This window comes from Roseburia inulinivorans DSM 16841, from assembly GCF_000174195.1.
GTDB lineage: Bacteria > Bacillota > Clostridia > Lachnospirales > Lachnospiraceae > Roseburia > Roseburia inulinivorans.
Map to the genome: position 1 here is coordinate 24,778 of NZ_ACFY01000165.1, position 19,990 is coordinate 44,767.

Genomic DNA, 19,990 nt, shown 5'->3' on the forward strand with positions numbered 1-19,990 from the left:
TCATCTACACAAGATCACAGCATAAATTGTGCCACCACATAATTATTTAAGTCCATCCCTTTGTCAGTCAGATAAATCCTGCCCTCACGTTTTAAGAGCAGTTCTTCCTGCTGCAAATGATTCAATGCGTCTCCGTAGACTGCCTCGATTGGAATGCCAAATGCCTGTGTGAATTCTTCCCGGTAAAAGCCGTCCCTCATGCGGAGACCCAAAAACATAAATTCCTCCATCTGCTCGTTCCTTGTAGTCTGCTCTGCTGCCGCATGCAGGTTTACTGCCGGAACCAGTATGTGCGTGCCGTCAGCAGAATAAACCGCACTGCCTGTCACACCCTCAGTTAACGGATACTGCATATAGCAATCGTGAATATTTTCACATTCTGACAGATACGTGTACAGATCCCTCGTATTGGAATACCGTACATTGTCGATCAGGGAAGATGCACCAAGTCCCACACCGAGATAATCGACACGTTTCCAGTAACCGATATTGTGTCTGCACTCATATCCCGGCTTTGCAAAATTGGAAACCTCATACCAGTGATAACCGGCCTCCTTTAAAATGTGCTGTATCATCTTCGTGGTCTGGTACTCCTCCTCCTCCGTCGGGAGAGATTCTGTCTGCATGCCCGCCTCCTGCCTGACTGCATCAAACCGATACAGTTCATAAAACGGCGTGCCCTTCTCAATGATGAGTGAGTAGGCAGAAATATGTTCCGGTTTTAATTTTAAAACCTGATACAGGGAATCACAGAAAATCTCCGGTGTCTGCCCCGGCAATGAACTCATCAGGTCGATATTGATATTGGAAAATCCATGTTTTCTCGCCATGTCATACGTCTTTAAAAACTGCTCAAACGTATGGATCCTTCCAAGAATCTTAAGCTCCTCATTGTGCACCGACTGTAATCCGATACTCAGACGGTTGATTCCGATTCTGCGATAAACTTCAAATTTATGCTCCGTGATTGTACCCGGATTGCACTCGATCGTGATCTCTGCATCCTGTTCCACCGAAAAATAGTGATATACCGTCTCCATGATTGCCTGCATATAGTCTTCCTTCAGCCAGGAAGGGGTACCGCCGCCGATAAAAATCGTCGTGATCCTGCGATCTTTATACTTTGCTCCGTAAAAAGCAAGTTCCTTCTGCAGTGCCGCCACGTAACTCTTCTGCGTCTGCTCGTCTGCCGCAAAAGAAAGGAAATCGCAGTAATCACATTTTTTCACACAAAATGGAATATGAATATATAACTCCAAAATCTTAATCCTCGTCTAATTTCAATACGCTCATGAAGGCTTCCTGCGGGATCTCCACGTTACCAACCTGACGCATACGTTTCTTACCTTCCTTCTGTTTCTCCAGAAGTTTCTTCTTACGGGAGATATCACCACCATAACACTTGGCAAGTACGTCTTTACGCATTGCTTTTACCGTCTCTCGCGCAATGACTTTGCCACCGACAGCTGCCTGGATCGGGATCTCAAATAAATGTCTTGGGATCTCTTCTTTCAGGCGCTCGCACATTCTTCTTCCGCGGTCATAAGCACTGTCTTTGAACACGATAAAGGAAAGGGCGTCCACCTGCTCCTTATTGATGAGAATATCGAGTTTTACAAGCTCAGACGGCTCATATCCTTTCATCTCATAGTCAAAAGACGCATATCCTCTCGAACGTGATTTTAATGCGTCAAAGAAATCGTAAATGATCTCGTTCAACGGAAGATCGTATTTGATGAGTGCACGTGTTTCCTCCAGATATTCCATGCTGATATAGACACCGCGCCGCTCCTGGCATAAGGTCATGATCGCACCGACATAATCCTTTGTCACCATGATCTCCGCTGAGACGATCGGTTCTTCCATGTAATCAATTTCGGACGGATCCGGCAAGTTTGACGGATTTGTCAGGTCAATGACTTCGCCGTTTGTCTTATGCACCTTGTATACAACGCCCGGAGCCGTTGTCACAAGATCAAGGTTGAATTCCCTCTCCAGACGTTCCTGGATGATCTCTAAATGAAGCAGTCCAAGGAAACCGCAGCGGAATCCAAAGCCCAAAGCAAGGGATGTCTCAGGCTCAAAATACAAAGAGGCATCGTTGATCTGTAATTTTTCCAGTGCATCTCTCAGATCCGGATACTTTGCACTGTCCGCCGGGTAAAGACCACAATAAACCATCGGATTGACCTTTTTGTATCCCGGAAGTGCCTCTGCACATGGGCGGTCTGCATTCGTTACTGTATCGCCCACGCGGGTATCCCGCACGTTCTTAATGCTCGCACAGATATAACCTACCATACCTGCAGACAGCTCATCACACGGAATAAACTGACCTGCACCAAAGTATCCAACCTCAGTCACTTCGTCCATAGCTCCGGTTGCCATCATTTTGATCTTATCCCCTACTTTTACCGTTCCTTCCTTCACACGGCAGAACACGATCACGCCCTTGTAGGAATCATAAAGCGCATCAAAAATCAGTGCTTTTAACGGTGCATCCGGATCACCGGTCGGTGCCGGGATTTTCTCCACGATCTGCTCTAACACCTGATCGATATTCAGTCCGGTTTTTGCAGAGATCCGCGGTGCATCATGCGCTTCAATTCCGATCACATCCTCAATCTCCTGAATCACTTCATCCGGCTGTGCGCTCGGAAGGTCAATCTTATTGATGACCGGCATAACATCCAGATCATGGTCTAACGCCAGATACACGTTAGCAAGTGTCTGCGCCTCCACGCCCTGTGCTGCATCCACAACTAAAATTGCTCCGTCACACGCCGCCAGACTTCTGGATACCTCATAGTTAAAATCCACGTGTCCCGGTGTGTCAATGAGGTTAAAAATATACTCTTCCCCATCTTTTGCCTTATAAATAATACGGACTGCCTGCGATTTGATCGTGATTCCACGCTCTCTTTCCAAATCCATATTGTCGAGCACCTGTGCCTGCATCTCACGGCTTGTGAGTGTTCCGGTACTCTCTATGATACGATCCGCCAGCGTTGATTTGCCGTGATCGATATGTGCGATAATACAAAAATTACGAATTCTACTCTGATCAATTGCCACTCTTTATTTCTCCTGTTTCTTAAAAATAGAAAATTTCTCTTTCAAAGCTTTTCTTTTGCCTATATATGTTACCATACTCACATTGTTTCGGCAATTATTATATGAAATCCCGGCTATACTATCATACATTTATTTTGTTATACGAGCAGACTCTTCGTATAGGCTTCTTTCGGATCGTGAAAAATATCTTCTGTCTCCCCTATTTCAATCATTCTTCCATCCTTCATAACCATGATACGGTCGCACATATGATAAACTACATTGATATCATGGGATATGAACAGATATGACAGGTTCATTTCTTCCTGCAGCTTCTGTAAAAGTTCCATGATCTGTGCCTGAATGGTCACATCCAGTGCAGACACCGGTTCATCTGCAATGATAAACCCCGGATTTGTGATAAGCGCCTGTGCGATACTGATCCTCTGTCTCTGTCCCCCGGACAATTCGGATGGCAGACGATGGAAATACTTCTCATCCATTCCGACGCGGGCAAGCATATCATAAGCCGCCGCCTTACGGTCAGCCTTAGACATTGCACACTTTTTATCCAGAATACCGGCTGCCCTGAGCGGTTCCATCAATAGCCACCCGATCGTTTTGGATGGATTCAGGCTGCTGTACGGATCCTGAAAAATCATCTGGGGGCGGCTGACATGACAGCTCACCTCTCCCGACATATGCTCCTGCATTCCAAGGATTGCCTTGGAAAGCGACGTCTTTCCGCAGCCGCTCTCACCGACCAGACCGAGACTTTCTCCCTCATACACATCAAAACTGACATGTTCTACCGCATATTGTTTTTCTTTCTTTTTGAAAATGGAATTGGTTCTGTCTTCATAATATACAGACAGATCTTTTACCGTAAGAACCTTTGTATTGCTTTCTTTTTTTACGGAAATCCTCGGCTTTTAACCTGGAAGGAACTGCCTCGATCAGATTTCTTGTGTATGCTTCCTTCGGGTGCATGAAAATCTTCTCTGTTTCATCTGCTTCCACCACAACTCCGTCTTTCATGACAACGACCTTATGGCAGATACGTCTTGCCAGATTCAGGTCATGTGTGATAAAAAGCATTGCATTCTGTTCACTCTTGTTGATGTCTTTTAACAATTCCACGATCTGTGTCTGGATCGTCACATCCAATGCTGTCGTAGGCTCATCTGCTATGATCAGATCCGGATGCAGGATCACCGCCATGGCGATCATCACCCGCTGTCTCATGCCTCCGGACAGCTGGTGCGGATAACTGTCATAAACCTTCTTCGCATCCTTAAGCCCGACTGCCTGAAATGTTTCCAGTACTTTTTCGTAACGCTTCTCTTTCTCTAGATCCGTATGAAGCCTTACGATCTCATCCACCTGGACACCGGCTTTTTTTGTCGGATTTAAGGAGGTCATCGGCTCCTGAAATATCATGGACATCCGGCTTCCCTGAAATCTGCGGTACAGCCGCTCATCAAAAGGTCTGTCTGCTTCTCTTAATACTTCCCCATCCACGATTATTTTCCCGGATGTCACCTGTGCCTGCTTTGACAGAAGCCCCATGAGTGTCAGTGAGGTGATTGATTTTCCGGATCCTGATTCTCCGACAATTCCTACGATCTCACCACTGTTCACTTCTATATTTACATGCTTAACAACTTCCATGCCATCAAAAGAAACGGATAAATCTTCTATCTGAACGATTTTTTTCTGTTTGCTGTCTTTTTGCTGTTCCACTTTCATATACTTATCCCCAGTCTGTCATTCATTCTACCACATAGCCTCTACTCTGCCCTGCTCCCATCCCATTTCCGGATACCCTCGCCCAGCAGTGAAAATCCAAGCACGATCCATACGATCGCAAGTCCCGGAAATAGTGCATACCATGGTGCGGTCTGCAAATATCCCTGTGCATCTGACAGCATCATGCCAAGACTCGCATCCGGTGCCTGTACTCCGATTCCAAGATAGCTCATACCGGACTCCGCAAGGATCGCGTTATTAAAACCGATCATCACCGAAACAAGCAGCACGGAAAAAATATTAGGTAAAATATGTATAAACAGAATCCGGAGTCTGCCTACTCCCATCAGCCTTGCTCTTTTTATATAATCCGCATCACGAAGACGTAAAAACTCTCCACGGACAATCCGCACAAAGCTTGGGATAAATACGATCCCAAGTGCGATGATCACATTCTGCCTGCCTTTTCCAAGTAAAGATATGATCACAAGCGTAAGCAGAATACTTGGGAATCCGTTCACCGCATCCGTGATACGCATGAGGATCTCATCTAAAATGCCTCCGAAATATCCGGTAAATGCTCCTAACAAAACACCTGCCACAGCTGAAAAAAGGACAACAGATGTGCTGATCACAAGCGTTGTTCCCAATCCCTGCATCACTCTTGAAAAAATATCCCTTCCGAAATTGTCTGTTCCAAAAATATGATGCATGGAAGGTGCTGTAAATTTCTCTGCCGCCGACATGGCAGTTGTACTGTATGGTGTCCAGAAATATCCTAAAATCCCCAAAAACACAGCAAGACCTGTCATAAACAGGCCTGCTGCAAGATATCCGTTCCATTTTTTTCTTTTCTTATTTTCCATAGGTTTCACACTCCGTATCACAAGCCTATCCCTGCACAATGCCGCCTGCTCCTCTGCAAAAGGAAACATCTGTCCTGCGGCTTTTATTCACTCTTACGGATTCTCGGATCGATCACCCGGTAAAGAATATCCACGATAAAATAAACAAAAATCACCACGAATGTAATGTACAAAATCAAAATCTCCACAACCGGAAGGTCTCTTGTTCCGACCGAACTGATCAAAAGCCTGCCGATCCCAGGCAGTGCAAACACCTGTTCTACCACGATACTTCCTGCCAAAATTTCTGCGATCATCATGCCGAGAAATGTAATGACCGGCATCATGGCATTTTTTAAGACATGGCCAAACATGACCTGATTCTTGCTGCAGCCCTTGCTGTAAGCAGTCCTCACATAGTCAAGCTTCATCTCCGTCAACATGGAATTACGCAAAAAGCGTGCAGTCATCGCTATTTTCGGTAAAGCGATCGAAATTGCCGGGAACAGTAAATATGCTAAAAATCCGGTCATATTCTCCTGATAACTTATGTACCCGCCCGGTACAAACCATTTTAATACAATGCCACACAGGTAAGTCACTAAAATTCCAAGAAAAAATGATGGAACCGCCATCGTGACCTGCGTCAAGACTCCAAAGACTGCATCTAAGAACCTGCTTCCACATTTTGCCCACAATACCCCAAAGGAATTGACACAAGTACGATCATGACAAATGAAAGCACTGCCAGATAAAGTGTCACCGGCAGCTTATCTCCTATCAATTCCTTCACGGGCATCATTTCATTCATATTCTTGGAATACCGGTAACTCACGCCAAAATCCCCGTGCAGCACATCATCTGCCCAGGAAATATACCGTTCTACCGGTGGTTTATCCAATCCAAGCTCTTCTCGAAGCTGTGCCTCTCTCTCCGGTGTTGCCTCCGTTCCTAATATGGAACGTACCACATCTCCCGGAATTACCTGAAAAGCAAGGAAAGCAGCTACTGAAACGAGAAACAATGTCATAATGAGAGTGCATTATTTTTTTTATTAAAAATTTCATGTGTCTGCTTTCCTTTCTGATCAGATGATAACGGCACTATTTTTTGTGTCCGTCTTATTTTACAAAGTAAACTGTACTCATATCCTGTACATAAATCGGATAGAATTTGTATCCTGCAAGGTTCTTATTAAATGCTGTTGTGTTCGCCGGAACCTGGATAAATGCACTGGCTGCTTCATCGGCAAGGATCGTCTGAAGCTTCTTATAATCTGCTGCCTTCTCTGCTGCATCCTGTGTTGCCTGTGTCGCTTTCCAGAGTTCATCATACTCTGTGCTCTTGAAGTTCACAAAGTTCTTTTTCGAATCTGTCTGGAAACGGTTCAGCAGATATCCCGGTGTGAGGTCACTGCATGTGATACCACTGATCGTTGCCTGATACTCTCTGTTGGTATAAACATCTTCTAACCAGGTATTCCATTCTACAGCATCAATTGTTGCATTGATTCCTACTGCTTTTAACTGTTCTACCACAACCTCTGCGGTCTGCATATGGAACTCATAAACAGACGGAACTGCGATCGCAAGATCAAATCCATCTGCATATCCTGCCTCTGTAAGAAGCTCTTTTGCCTTTTCCACATTTGCAGAAGTACCATAAAGATCATTTAAGTCCTCATAGTAATATTTTAATGTAGGAAGCATTGCAGAGCTGATGAGTGTTCCGTTTCCACCGGCTACGAACTCATTCACCATATCTTTATCCAGTGCGTAGCAGATCGCCTGACGTACCTTCACATCAGAAAGCGGTTCATAGTCATTGTTTAAGAACAATGCCTGCACAACATTGGATGGGGATGAGATCACATTAAAGCTGTCCTTTAACTCATTCGCCTGGGAATCTGTCAGGTATGCATAAATATCAATGCTTCCACCCTGAAGCTCTAACAATGCAGTATCTGCACTTCCCACAATTTTAAAATCTACCTCATCAAGATAAGGAAGTCCTTCCTGCCAGTAATTTTCATTCTTCGCAAGAACGATTCCCTCCTGTGGAGTGTAAGAAACAAAAGAAAACGGTCCTGTTCCAACCGGATTCGCCTCTGCATCTTCTCCGCTTCCTGCAGGAATAATTGCAGTTACAAAACTGTAGATCAGTTCTGTATTCGGTGTATCCACTGTCACCTGGACCGTCTTGTCATCTAAAATATCAACTGACTGAATTGTCTGTAAAGTTGCTACTAATGGTGTTCCATCTAAAAGACCTGCTGCTCTTTCTAATGAGTACTTCACATCCTCACATGTCACATCATTACCATTATGAAACTTCACACCATCTCTCAATGTAAAAGTATATACTAATCCATCGTCTGAGATGCTGTAATCACTTGCTACAGCGCAAATCAGGTTACCGTTCTCATCCGGTTTTACCAAACCTTCGAAAACATTAAACAGAATCTCTTTAGTTCCTGCCGCAGTTGCCTTATGTGGGTCAAGACTGTCAATATCCTGCTGTATGCCTACAACAACGGAGCCGCCGTATACAGGTCCTTCACTGATTTCTGTCTCCTGTACATTCTGCTCCTTAGAGGAAGTATCCTCCGAAGACTCTCCTGTGCCATCTGCGCCACATCCGCCCAGTACAGCCATTGCCAGAAGTGCCATGAAAAGAATGTGTAATCTTTTTTTCATAATTTGCTCTTCTCCTCTTCGAATTGCTTTTTCCTCTCATTATTCAATTGCTTTTTTATTCTATCACACAACATGAAAAAACAAGCTATTTTGTTAATTTTTTGACAATTTTAATTTTTCCATTTATAAAGCATCTCATCCTGCAGTATTTCTTCTGTCGGAACCGTTGGATTCTGGATATTTTTTAATGTTACTGTTACAACTCCATCTTTATAACTTGAAACCACATCCGTTGAAAAACACTTTCCCGGAGCTACAGCCTGCTGTCTGTTGGGATACATCGTCCACATCTGAATCAGGTTATAATCCTTATCATATAACAGTATCTTAGCACACAAATCATCATTCTCATTACTTGTAAGTCTAAGAACAGCCGGACGCCTGTTTCCTGCATTATCGATAAATTCACTAATAGTTTCGTTTTCTTCATCCAGACATCCCGTTACATTTATATATCCCTTTGCCTCAAGTTGTTCTACTGTCACATTTTTATCCAGATCCAATAATTCATTCCATGCTTTGTCACCTGTCATTCCCCATCCTGTTTTCTTTAAATAGAAGAAACATATTCCAAGCATCGCCAATGCGATGAGGCATAATGCCACATATATTCTCTTTTTCCCCATATATATCCTCCTTAGCCGCTGACATTATTGTTAAAATAAAGATTTGATTCCGATAAGTTTTTCTTCATTTCATTTTCCTCTTCTAAACTCGATTATAATATATATATGCAATTTAATCTACTACTTTAAACTCTTCGTTTTCAACAGCCTGCGCTTTTATTTGTTCATAATAATCCTGCCATTCTTCTTCTATTTCATTTATGCTTTTTGCCTGTGGCGCAACTTCTTTAAACTCTTTTTCCTTTGCTGCCATATACTTCTGTATCGGCAAATCTTTTTTATATACTTCGAATTCATAATTCCAATAATCTTCTTCTGAATCGAATTGCTCTATAATCGCCATTGCATCTTCTTTATTATCAGACTGTTTAATAAATACCTTTAACTTTTCTAGATAATCATATACTTCTTGATCTGTCACTGTATACCCTGCTTCAATTGCCTGCTGATATAACGCTTCCCTCTCCTCCACATATAAAACAGCCTGTTTCCTTGCATCCTCTTGATTCATTCCAAAAGTAGTATAAAACATCATTGCCTGTTCTACTTCCTTATTTGTTATAACTCCATTCTTTCCTCTCGCATATATCATTTCATTTCCATTTTCATCATTTGCATATTGTTTAAGCAAATTTCCCCAATCAGAAAACTTGGTCTCATAAGATGGTTCTGCTAATATTGGGATTCCTACCATTAAAAATAAAATTCCCATAAAAAAAGATGCACACAATGCCTGTATCTTTTTTTTCATATAACCCCGCCTCCTACTTTGTATTCAAATTTAATCTAACAGAATCTGCTGACGAAGCTGGCATACCTCCACTACAAGACAGCATAAAACTTAATGTTCCTGTATTACTTGTTGTTGCAGAATATGTTACAGATGTCGTATTATCATATGTTGAACCATTTTCCCATTTAGATGTATCAACATATAATTGTCCCTTCGTCCAGCTCGAAAAAACGGTTCCATTTGAATGTTTGACGTTGTCCAAACTACATACAGGACATGATGTTGTATATGCCCTATTAAAAAATACTGTCTTTGATCTTCCTGTAAATTTATTGTTACTTCCACTCGCTGTATAATTTTCATTGTAATGAACCTCAACGGTTATTGTAGACCACCCACCCCCGGAACTGCAAATAATTGTTTCTTTTGAGTAGAATTTGTTATTACTCCTGCTTTAACCGGATAACTTATAAAACAAACTAGAAAAAACAAAATTAAAAAACAAATACATTTTCCAGATATCTTTTTTAAATTCAAACTCATTTGTTAAAACTCCCTTCTACTAAATAATTAACTTTTGTCAACTGATCACAAAATAATTTTCTTCATGCTGCCAATATCAAGAAGTCACTACATCTTGCTCTACTGAATTAAACTTTCTTTAATTCCAAACACCATTATTGATATTTTCACCCCTTTCACAACTACACATCATCATTTAATCGTTAACCAGCGCTGATTTTTTATTTATCATTTCCGTTATCCAAAGTTATGATAAATAAATTATTCTATACTTCAATAATACCAATTTCATCTTCGAAATAACATGACGTTTCATTAAAATATTTTTTCAATAAAACGTCATGTTATTTTGTACTACTTGCGCCTAAAATGAGTGTATTCAAAAGAAAAGGAGAATAACTTCATATGAAAAAAACAAAACTTTATTTATTTTATTATTATTACTTGTCACCGTGAATTTCGGAAAATACACCTTTATCAGTTCTGCTTCGTCTGTTGCTCCGACATCACTTTTAGGTGAAAATGATAACAAAAATATTTAATCTTCTTCATTTATCTTTTTCAAAAACTGTAAGATAGTTTTGTAGACTCTTTGAGTTCCATACATTCTGCTTAATACCAATGCATATAATAAATATCTTTTCACATCTTGCTTTTCATTAATATTATTTTTTAAATATTTATTATATGCATACTCTCCAATATATTCATCTAATAATTCCGTTTTGTTTCTCCGTATTCTTTGTTCTATTCCTTCTCTATATATACATTCTGCCTCATCAAAATTTCCCCTATCCGATCTCCATCTAGCATAGTTTAGTTTTGCCAAAAAAGTTTCATAATATTTTTCTGTTTTCATGAAATCCATATCATCTAAAAAAGCTTTTATAAGATGCATTGCTTCTTCTGATTTTCCATCTTTCGCCATGCATACAGATATGTGATCAATTAAATTAATTTCAAGCATAGTATAAACATGTCTTTTTTTACCAATTTCTTTCTCGTTCATCGTATAAGACAAAATATTACGAAACATATCACAGCACTGATTCCATGTTTTTCTTCCTGTGTTTTCTTCTATAGAAACTTGAAAAAATTCCAAATACTGTCTATTTTTCGCCACTTCTTTTTCGCCTAAAACCGTCTTCAACTCCTCTAATAATTCTGGCAATCTTTCATTTTTTTCCATAAACAACTCATATGAGATTTCTCTACGCAAAAGTAACGCATCAATATTTCCTGTATTGACCAATTCTATATAATATCGATTCTCCGTACCAATTTTTTCTGTTAATGCTTTATAATTATTCCGTGTTGGTTTACGACCATTTTCAATCCTTGAATAACTTTCCACACTACAGATTCCATCACTGATTTTTTCCTGTGTGAAATTTACTTTTTTTCTTTCTGTTGAAAGATATTGTCCTACATGCTCCAGCATAATTTCATTTGACTGCGGCACATATATCTGACTTTGAGCTCGATAGCCAAATTCTTCAAAAAAACTTTGTAATATCTTGATATCTTCCTGCTCTTTGCTCATATCCCGCTTTTCTTTCAAACCTACCAAAATATGCAGACGCATAATTTCCAATAAACAATACAACGATTTTTGTTTTCGCAATAATTCAAGTGTTTTTTCAAATATTTCAAATGAGCCTTCTGTATCTTTCCCCTCTATTACAAGATTGCCCCAAAGACAGACAAGAAGCGGATATATCTTTACTTTCTGCTGTTCTTCTACATAATGAACATTAACATACTGCATTAACTGATAAAATCTTGAAATAACTTCTTCTTTTTCCTTTGGATTTACTTTGCATAACAAATTCAGATATATAGCATAAATATGTATCTCTCTTACACTGAAAGTTCCCTCTATTTTCTGCGATTTTATCAAAAAACCACAGGTACATTCCAATGCCTTCTCATAACATTCTGTTGCTTTCTTTAAATCTGCAGTATCTTTCTCAGCCACAATCCCTTTTATGAACCATGCATACTGCTCTCTGATCTTCTTATTTAGTGAAACATTTCCGGTCGGCATATGCTCCAGTAACATCCCCAGTTTTTTATAGTTTTCATTTCGAATACACGCTCTGGTACTTTCTTTCCATTTAAAATAAACTACTTCTTTTTCAGAAATATAAGCCGTCAATCCCAATATTCCAAATCCCATCCTGTCCAAAAATATATTTACCGATAATATATCTGGTATCATTTCATCATTTTCATACAGGCAATAGGTTGATACTCCACAAATACCTCTACAAATATCATTCACGCTAATCTGATATTTTGTTCGTATCCCATATAAAAGTCTACCAATATCTAATCCCATTTTTCTATCTTCTCCCAACTTGCCGAAAAGTCCAATTTTCCGTATCGAAAATTGGACTTTCATTCATCTTTTTTTTATAAATCCAGCAAGAATCCGAATTATCAAAACAACTGCCGTTAATACAATACACAAGTACTGTATCGGAAATATCTTTTTTTCTTGAAGGACTAACTTGTCGTTTTCATTCACAACAACTACTTTGTTGTAAAAATCTTTCTTTTCTAAAATCTCTTTATCATAAAATATTTTGCGATCCAATAACTCATATCTGTCTACAAGTGGGAATTTAGTTGCAGACATTATGTAAGTGTTGTCATTTTCATCTTTTAACATGAAAAAGAAGGATGACTTATTTTCTGTGTACGCATAATCAGCTAACGTGAATTCTTTATTTTCTATCACGAATGGATCATCTGATGTCATTTTCATAAGGTTCTCACTGTTTTGAGGATATTTATGTGAAACAATCAGACATAATATTATTATATATACCAAAAACATTCCTATATCGTACTTTCGTGTCATAAATTTCACCCATTCCATGCACACTTTTGCCTTCGCGTACATTATATCATCTTTCCACCTCAAAACATATGACGTTTTACTGAATTTCTACAATCTATAACCACATTCGTACATTTTTTGTTCACAATAAATTCACTGGATTTTTTGTCGAATCTGGTGCATAATATTAATTGTTGTGGTGATACCACGACATGGGTTTTATTAATTATAACCCCCTTCTTAATTTGGAAAAGCCTTGAAAGAATGTCTGCATACATTCCCTCAGGGCTTTTCTTTTTTGTTCATCAACGCTCTAAACCCGGCGTTTTCTTATTTTCATTTGTCTGATAAAAACTTAACGTTTTCCTGCCTTCATCTCATCCAAGATTTCAGCCACCGCTTCTCTCTCATCAAAATGATATTTCACACCTTTGATCTCCTGATAATCTTCGTGTCCTTTTCCGAGGAGCACGATCATATCGCCCGGCTTTGCATTTTTCATGCAGTAAGCGATCGCTTCTTTCCTGTCGTCAATCTCGATGTATTTGCCGTTGCTTCTCGCCAGACCGACTTTGATATCATTGTTAATATCACGGATTTCCTCATCCCTTGGGTTATCGCAGGTCAGCACACAGAGATCTGCCATCTCACCTGTCACCTCACCCATATCATATCTGCGGAGTTTAGAGCGGTTGCCGCCGCCGCCGTACACACAGATCAGACGCTTTGGGTGATATTCCATCAATGTCGTGAGAACGCTTCTTGTGCTCACTTCATTATGTGCATAGTCAATGATCAGCGTATAGTCTTTGGATACCGGAAGCATTTCCACCCTGCCTTTTACCTGCACTTTGGAAAGTCCCTCTAAAATTGCCTCGTCCGAAATTCCAGCCAGATGACACACTAACATGGTCACCATGGAATTGTATACTGAAAATCTTCCCGGAATATGAACTTTCGCCTGACAGTCCATGCAGCCTGTCACGTTAAAATGCATTCCAAGCTTTCCATCCTCGTTGATAAATCCAATATCAGATGCCATGAGATCTGCTTCTCTTTCTGCCGAAAACGTTTTCACTTCGCATGTATGTCCTTTTAAGATACCGTCCACATGTTCATCATCTGCGTTGACAATTCCAATCCTGCACTGGCGGAACAGAAGGCTCTTGCACTCCATATATTCCTCAAATGAGGCATGCTCTGCCGGTCCGATATGATCCGGTGACAGATTTGTAAAAATACCATAATCGAACAGGATTCCCGCAGTGCGGTCTAATTTCAATCCCTGTGAGGAAACTTCCATCACGACATACTCGCAGCCAGCCTCCACCATAGCAGCAAACATGCGGTGTAATTCGTAGGATTCCGGTGTTGTATTTTTTGATGGAAGATGTTCTTCACCGATCATCGCACCGATGGTTCCAATCAGTCCGACTTTCTTTCCTGCCATCTCAAGTACTTTTTTGATCATATAAGTGGTGGTCGTCTTTCCTTTCGTTCCGGTCAGTCCGATGGTGACAAGCTTTCTTGCCGGATGGTCAAACAATGCAGCGGACATCAGCGCAAGTGCCAGACGAGCGGACTCCACTTTTAACACAGTGATGTTTTCTGGAATCTGCGCTGCCTCCTCTTCCTTCTCCAGCACAATCACGGAAGCTTCTTTTTCGACCGCATCCGGGATATATTTATGACCGTCTGTCACTGCCCCTACCATGCAGACAAACATCGTTTCCGGTGCAATCTTTCTGGAATCATAAATAATATCACGCACTTCTGTTTCAAGGCTTCCCTGAAGAAGTGTGTATTCAATTTCCTCACAAATCTTACTTAATTTCATTTTATCGTTTCCTTTTTTCTTTCAACGTATCGTTTTTCTTATTTTCTGATCTGGCTATAAAAATACTCGTAAAACAATTATTCTTTTCGCATACAGGTTTCCGTGATCATCTTATTTTAAAATATGGGATGCATCGATCTCAGCCTCAAATACGGTATGGGATGGACCTGTCATAAAAAGATGGTTCGTTTTCTCATCCCACTCGATCAGAAGTGGTCCGCCAATCTGTTCCACGGTCACCTTGCGGTCACATTTTCCGGTCAGAATCGCAGTCACTACCGCAGTAGCGCATCCGGTTCCACAACCTATCGTCTCACCGGTTCCGCGCTCCCACTCACGGATCTTCAGATAATCCCTGCTCACAAACTCCGTAAAAGTAACATTCGTTTTATTAGGGAAAATGGATGTCATATATTCAATCTCTTTTCCGTATTTTTCCACGTCAAGTTCTGCCACAGAATCGACAAACATTGCACAGTGCGGATTTCCCCATGAAACCGCAGTAATGTGAAAGGTGCGGTCTAATACCTGTACCGGCTGATCGACAAATGTATCCATTTCTGTGTTGATTGGGATCACTTTTGTAGAAAGTCTCGGTTCCCCGATATCTGCCCGGATGTTAGATACATAACCGTCTGTCACTGTCAGTGTCAGATGCTGCATGCCGCCCAGAGTCTCGATCACAAGCTCTGTCTTATCGGTCAGTCTGTGGTCGTACACGTATTTTCCGACACTGCGCAGTGCATTTCCGCACATCTCGCCTTCCGTTCCGTCCGGGTTAAACATACGCATACGGAAATCCCCCTTGTCTGACGGGCAGATCAAAACCATTCCGTCAGAACCGATCGCAAAATGCCTGTCACTTACGAATCTTGCAAGTTCCGGCAGATTTTTAAGTTCCTGATGAATTGCATCTATATATACATAATCGTTTCCAAACGCCTGCATTTTTGTAAATTTCATAGTTTTCCCTCTTTCTGTGTCTTTTTACCTATATCCTAGAGACAAATCCAGGGACTGCCATCTTCTGACAGTCCCTATCCATTTCTTTTATGAATTCATTGCACGGTCAAGGTCGGCAATGATATCTTCCACATTTTCAATACCGACAGACATACGCAGGAAGCGGTCTGTAATGCCTAATTTTTCCTTGACATCCTTCGGTGTATCCTCGTGTGTCTGTGTGGTCGGATAAGTGATCAGTGTCTCTGTTCCGCCGAGACTCTCTGCAAACATGATCATATCCACGTTTCGAAGGATTTTCTGAACGGTCTCAAAAGAATCCACGGTAAAGGAGATCATACCTCCAAAGCCTCTCGTCTGTTTGATGGTTGTCGCATAATCTTTGTGATCCTCAAATCCAACATAGTAAACTTTTTTACTTTTGGCTGGGTTCTTAACCACTCCGCCACTTTTTTTGCATTCTCGTTATGTCTGTCCATACGAACCGGAAGTGTCTTGATTCCGCGGAGTAACAACCAGCAGTCCATCGGTGCTAACTGGCTTCCATGAGACTTGATATGCACATGGATCTTCTCTGCGATCTCCTCATTGTCTTTCACCACAACGATTCCGGAAAGTGTGTCGTTATGTCCGCCAAGATATTTTGTGGAGCTGTGTGTTACAATGTCAGCTCCCAGTTTTAATGGATTCTGGAAATATGGTGTTAAAAATGTGTTATCAACCACCATAAGTGCCCCAACGCTTTTTGCAATCTCAGATAAAGCCTGAATATCTGCCACTTTCATCATCGGGTTGGTCGGTGTCTCAACGAAAAACATTTTTGTATTTGGCTTGATTGCTGCCTTCACTGCGTCAAGATCATCCATCTCCACGTAAGTGTGCTCAATGCCGTATTTTCCGAACACGTCACCGATAATACGGAAGGTTCCGCCATAAATATCATCAGAAAGAAGAACATGGTCTCCCGGATTCAGCAGAGAAAATACAGCCATATTTGCAGCCTGTCCGCTGGAAAATGCAAATGCTTTGATTCCACCCTCAAGGATTGCCATGGTACGCTCTAACTCCTGTCTGGTAGGGTTTTCCAGACGGCTGTACGCAAAGCCTGTGGATTCTCCAAGTGCCGGATGTCTGTAAGTCACTGCCTGGAAAATCGGCATGCTGACTGCTCCGGTCAACGGTTCTGTTCCGAGCGCCCCATGTACCGCTTTGGATTCAAAATGTAAATTATCTTTTTTGTCATAATCTGTATAATTGCTGAAATTCTTCATAATATAAATCCGCCTTTCTGCTTATCATGTTCTTCTGTCTTTATCTTTTCCTGTTTTGAAACTGCCTATGTAAAGCCTCAGAAAATCTGTCTGCCTTCCATATATAAGCTAATTATACAAAACACAATTTAAAACATATACAACTTCTGTGTTGTCTATATTGCAAATTGTGCTTTTTTTCTTTATAATAAATCTATCATTTGCGATGCAGGCTTACTTACCCATGCGAAAAACCTGTCTGAACTTTAAAACAGGCTATTTTACAAACGGAAAGGATACTTATTATGCCAGAATATAAAAAAGTAGGCTATCTGACAACAGATTTTAAAAATGTTTCATTTAAAAGACGAGGAAATGCGCTCCTTCCACTACCACTATCACGATTTTCACAAGATTCTGATTCTGTTGAATGGAGATGTGACCTACTGTATCGAAGGACGTTCTTATGACCTGAAAAAAATGATATTGTCCTAGTGCACGCCGGGGAAGTCCACAAACCGGTCATTCACTCCGATGCTGTCTATGACCGTATTATTATTTACGTTTCGCCGGATTTTCTGACCGCATACCGGGATTCGGACAGCGATCTCAGCCTGTGTTTTCAAAAAGCTTATGAAGAAAAGTCCCATGTACTGCGTGTCCACTCCTTTGGAAACAGTCGGTTAGGTGCGGTTACCAAAGATCTGGATGCTTCCCTCTCGGATTCTGATTTTGCACATGAACTGCATCATAAACTTTTATTTTTAGAGTTTCTGATCCAATTAAACCGCGCCGCCGGACACAATAAAATAGAATTTATCGAGACTTCCGCTTCGAGTGAAAAAATACTGTCCATTTTAAATTATCTGAATGAACACTTAACAGAATCCATCAGTATTGACGATCTCTCCTCCCGTTTTTACTTAAGCCGCTATTATCTCATGCACACATTTAAGGAACAGACCGGCTACAGCATCGGCAGTTATCTCTCCACCAAGCGTCTGCTGCTCGCCAAAGAACTGATTTTATCCGGGAAACCGATCACAGATGTCTGTTACGAATGTGGATTTAAGAACTATTCCACATTTTCCCGTGCCTATAAAAAATGCTTTGGCGAATCTCCGAGAGATTTACGCCAAAGCACTCTTATCCAATAAATGATCAGGTTCTTTCGTTTCTTGTTCTTTTCATGACCGATCACACTTTTTCAGCCATGGCATTCATAAGAGTCGGAATCAACTGTTTCTTTCTTGAAATGATTCCCTCTAAGAGGATGCCATTTTCATTTTCTTCTCTTTCAAATGCATCTGCAAGAATCTTGCCTGCATCATGTCCCTCAAAAATCACCTTGGAAGACTCTTCTAAAATATCTGTCAGCATCACATAAACCATGTCGATTCGCTTCTCACCCAGAACTTCTTTTAAGAACGGACGGAGCTTCTCTGCTACTTTATCAAGTTCTTCACGGCTCATGGCGCTGATCTGTGCAACTCCGAAGTCAAACTCATCCGTATGGAAAATCTTGAAATCAGAATAGAAAATTTCCTCAGTCGTCTTATTTTTGAAATCGCTTCCCGCCTTGAACATGTTCTTTGCATGTGTCTCAATATCTACTTTTGCAATCTTTGCCAGAGCCTCTGCAGCCAGAATGTCTAGCTGTGTGCAGGTCGGAGAACGGAACATTAACGTATCTGACAGAATCGCTGACAATAACAATCCTGCAATATGCTGCGGGATCTCGATATTTTTCTCACCGAACATCTGGTAAATGATCGTGGACGTACATCCCAACGGCTGATTTCTGAAATAGACCGGAGAGATTGTCTCTAAGCTTCCGATCCTGTGATGATCGATGATCTCTAAAATCTCCGCTTCATTGATATTATCAACTGCCTGCGACTTCTCATTATGATCCACCAGAATGATCTGTTTTTTCTGCATGCTCATCAGGTTACGTCTGGATACCATTCCGAGATAGTTTCCATTTTCATCCAGAATCGGGAAATCACGATGCCTGATCTTAGACATTGTCTCCTTGATGTCATCCACATAATCGTCAATATCAAATGTCACAAGATGCTCTCTCGTCATAAATTCTTTGATCGGCATACTCTGATTGATGAGCCTTGCAATGGAAAATGTGTCGTATGATGTTGTGATAATGATACAGTCTTTTTATTTGCCATCTGTACCACTTCCGGATCCACTTCAAAACCACGTCCAACAATAATGCAGCTTGCATTCGACTCCAACGCACGGATCTGCGCTTCCTTCTGTGGTCCTAAGATCACCATATCATCTGCTTCAATATATTCCGATAAATATGCAGGATCAGACGCTCCGACAACAACTTTTCCACGGATAAAATACGCATGTTCATTACCCGCGATAATATTACCATCGAGTGTCTCTGCAATATTCTTATACTGGGTTCTCGCTTTGGACAACACCCGGTTGTCGTAAACATCCATGTAAGAGGTTGCAATATCCTTTGTTACGATCACACCCTCTAACTTTCCAAGCCGGTTTGTCACCGGAAGTGTTACGACATCTAATTTTTTCATGGTTTCCCATGCTTTTTTTAATGAAATCTGAGAACTAATTCCGGCTGTTTTGCGGATGGAAATATCCTTGAGCTGTGCCCCTACATCTGTAATTAATTTCGGATCCTCCACCTTAAAATAATCCAGCACATACCGGGTTTCCTCACTGATCGCTCCAGCACGCTTTGGTACATACTGGCGCTCTCCCAGCTGATTTTTCAGATATGCATAAGAAATTGCCGCACATATCGAATCCGTATCCGGATTCTTATGTCCGACAACCCATACTTTTTTTGGTTCAATATTCATAAATTCCTCACTACCTTA

At 41.0% G+C, this 19,990-nt stretch carries 14 protein-coding genes and 3 pseudogenes; 1 reads left to right on the forward strand and 16 read right to left on the reverse strand.

The window, feature by feature from the left end; translation table 11 throughout:
* Positions 1 to 14: 14 nt before the first annotated feature.
* The 15 genes and pseudogenes from hemW to ROSEINA2194_RS17955 form a co-directional block, all read right to left on the reverse strand.
* Complete coding sequence (gene hemW / locus ROSEINA2194_RS17880; protein ID WP_044928811.1) at positions 15 to 1,268, reverse strand: radical SAM family heme chaperone HemW; 1,254 nt, start codon at positions 1,266 to 1,268, stop codon at positions 15 to 17.
* A complete protein-coding gene (gene lepA / locus ROSEINA2194_RS17885) occupies positions 1,264 to 3,075 on the reverse strand; it encodes a translation elongation factor 4 (protein ID WP_009860987.1) in 1,812 nt (603 codons plus the stop codon). The genes hemW and lepA overlap by 5 nt, the downstream gene beginning before the upstream one ends.
* Positions 3,076 to 3,212: 137 nt before the next feature.
* Complete coding sequence (locus ROSEINA2194_RS17890) at positions 3,213 to 3,977, reverse strand: ABC transporter ATP-binding protein (RefSeq protein ID WP_044928813.1); 765 nt, start codon at positions 3,975 to 3,977, stop codon at positions 3,213 to 3,215.
* On the reverse strand, positions 3,913 to 4,803 hold the full coding sequence (locus ROSEINA2194_RS17895) for an ABC transporter ATP-binding protein (protein WP_009860990.1): 891 nt from the start codon (positions 4,801 to 4,803) through the stop codon (positions 3,913 to 3,915). Before ROSEINA2194_RS17895 ends, ROSEINA2194_RS17890 begins: the two co-directional genes overlap by 65 nt.
* Before the next feature lie 41 nt (positions 4,804 to 4,844).
* A complete protein-coding gene (locus tag ROSEINA2194_RS17900; RefSeq protein WP_044928836.1) occupies positions 4,845 to 5,669 on the reverse strand; it encodes an ABC transporter permease in 825 nt (274 codons plus the stop codon).
* 83 nt (positions 5,670 to 5,752) lie between these two features.
* Entirely contained in the window at positions 5,753 to 6,346 is a 594-nt protein-coding gene (locus ROSEINA2194_RS23290; RefSeq protein WP_330370612.1) for an ABC transporter permease, read from the reverse strand.
* On the reverse strand, positions 6,316 to 6,678 hold the full coding sequence (locus ROSEINA2194_RS23295) for an ABC transporter permease family protein (protein WP_009860993.1): 363 nt from the start codon (positions 6,676 to 6,678) through the stop codon (positions 6,316 to 6,318). Before ROSEINA2194_RS23295 ends, ROSEINA2194_RS23290 begins: the two co-directional genes overlap by 31 nt.
* Before the next feature lie 91 nt (positions 6,679 to 6,769).
* A complete protein-coding gene (locus ROSEINA2194_RS17915) occupies positions 6,770 to 8,344 on the reverse strand; it encodes an ABC transporter substrate-binding protein (RefSeq protein ID WP_009860994.1) in 1,575 nt (524 codons plus the stop codon).
* A 110-nt stretch (positions 8,345 to 8,454) separates the two neighbouring features.
* A complete protein-coding gene (locus ROSEINA2194_RS17920) occupies positions 8,455 to 8,970 on the reverse strand; it encodes a hypothetical protein (RefSeq protein ID WP_009860995.1) in 516 nt (171 codons plus the stop codon).
* Positions 8,971 to 9,082: 112 nt separating this feature from the next.
* Positions 9,083 to 9,721, reverse strand: coding sequence for a hypothetical protein (locus ROSEINA2194_RS17925; protein WP_009860997.1), 639 nt, complete (start codon positions 9,719 to 9,721; stop codon positions 9,083 to 9,085).
* A gap of 1,042 nt (positions 9,722 to 10,763) precedes the next feature.
* Complete coding sequence (locus tag ROSEINA2194_RS17935) at positions 10,764 to 12,566, reverse strand: helix-turn-helix domain-containing protein (RefSeq protein ID WP_044928817.1); 1,803 nt, start codon at positions 12,564 to 12,566, stop codon at positions 10,764 to 10,766.
* A 63-nt stretch (positions 12,567 to 12,629) separates the two neighbouring features.
* Entirely contained in the window at positions 12,630 to 13,091 is a 462-nt protein-coding gene (locus tag ROSEINA2194_RS17940; RefSeq protein ID WP_172727170.1) for a hypothetical protein, read from the reverse strand.
* Between the two features lie 334 nt (positions 13,092 to 13,425).
* Positions 13,426 to 14,907 carry a UDP-N-acetylmuramoyl-L-alanyl-D-glutamate--2,6-diaminopimelate ligase gene (locus ROSEINA2194_RS17945; RefSeq protein ID WP_009861001.1) on the reverse strand — a complete coding sequence of 494 codons (1,482 nt, stop codon included), beginning with the start codon at positions 14,905 to 14,907 and terminating at the stop codon, positions 13,426 to 13,428.
* A gap of 111 nt (positions 14,908 to 15,018) precedes the next feature.
* Positions 15,019 to 15,870 (reverse strand): diaminopimelate epimerase, encoded by an 852-nt coding sequence (dapF, locus tag ROSEINA2194_RS17950; protein ID WP_009861002.1) that lies wholly within the window; start codon positions 15,868 to 15,870, stop codon positions 15,019 to 15,021.
* Between the two features lie 87 nt (positions 15,871 to 15,957).
* Positions 15,958 to 17,141 (reverse strand): annotated as a pseudogene (locus tag ROSEINA2194_RS17955) (trans-sulfuration enzyme family protein).
* 284 nt (positions 17,142 to 17,425) lie between these two features.
* Between ROSEINA2194_RS17955 and ROSEINA2194_RS17960 the strand changes: the two are divergent.
* Positions 17,426 to 18,277: pseudogene (locus ROSEINA2194_RS17960) on the forward strand (AraC family transcriptional regulator).
* A 40-nt stretch (positions 18,278 to 18,317) separates the two neighbouring features.
* Here the strand turns inward: ROSEINA2194_RS17960 and ROSEINA2194_RS23705 are convergent.
* A pseudogene (locus ROSEINA2194_RS23705) lies at positions 18,318 to 19,972 on the reverse strand (putative manganese-dependent inorganic diphosphatase).
* Positions 19,973 to 19,990: the final 18 nt, after the last annotated feature.

Bases quoted from the DNA above. Each gene is read 5' to 3' on its own strand.
- ROSEINA2194_RS17915 (WP_009860994.1), bottom strand. From the start codon at position 8,344: ATGAAAAAAAGATTACACATTCTTTTCATGGCACTTCTGGCAATGGCT.
- ROSEINA2194_RS23295 (WP_009860993.1), bottom strand. From the start codon at position 6,678: ATGACATTGTTTCTCGTTTCAGTAGCTGCTTTCCTTGCTTTTCAGGTA.
- ROSEINA2194_RS17895 (WP_009860990.1), bottom strand. From the start codon at position 4,803: ATGAAAGTGGAACAGCAAAAAGACAGCAAACAGAAAAAAATCGTTCAG.
- ROSEINA2194_RS17920 (WP_009860995.1), bottom strand. From the start codon at position 8,970: ATGGGGAAAAAGAGAATATATGTGGCATTATGCCTCATCGCATTGGCG.
- ROSEINA2194_RS17925 (WP_009860997.1), bottom strand. From the start codon at position 9,721: ATGAAAAAAAAGATACAGGCATTGTGTGCATCTTTTTTTATGGGAATT.
- dapF (WP_009861002.1), bottom strand. From the start codon at position 15,870: ATGAAATTTACAAAAATGCAGGCGTTTGGAAACGATTATGTATATATA.
- ROSEINA2194_RS17935 (WP_044928817.1), bottom strand. From the start codon at position 12,566: ATGGGATTAGATATTGGTAGACTTTTATATGGGATACGAACAAAATAT.
- ROSEINA2194_RS17900 (WP_044928836.1), bottom strand. From the start codon at position 5,669: ATGGAAAATAAGAAAAGAAAAAAATGGAACGGATATCTTGCAGCAGGC.
- ROSEINA2194_RS17940 (WP_172727170.1), bottom strand. From the start codon at position 13,091: ATGACACGAAAGTACGATATAGGAATGTTTTTGGTATATATAATAATA.
- ROSEINA2194_RS17945 (WP_009861001.1), bottom strand. From the start codon at position 14,907: ATGAAATTAAGTAAGATTTGTGAGGAAATTGAATACACACTTCTTCAG.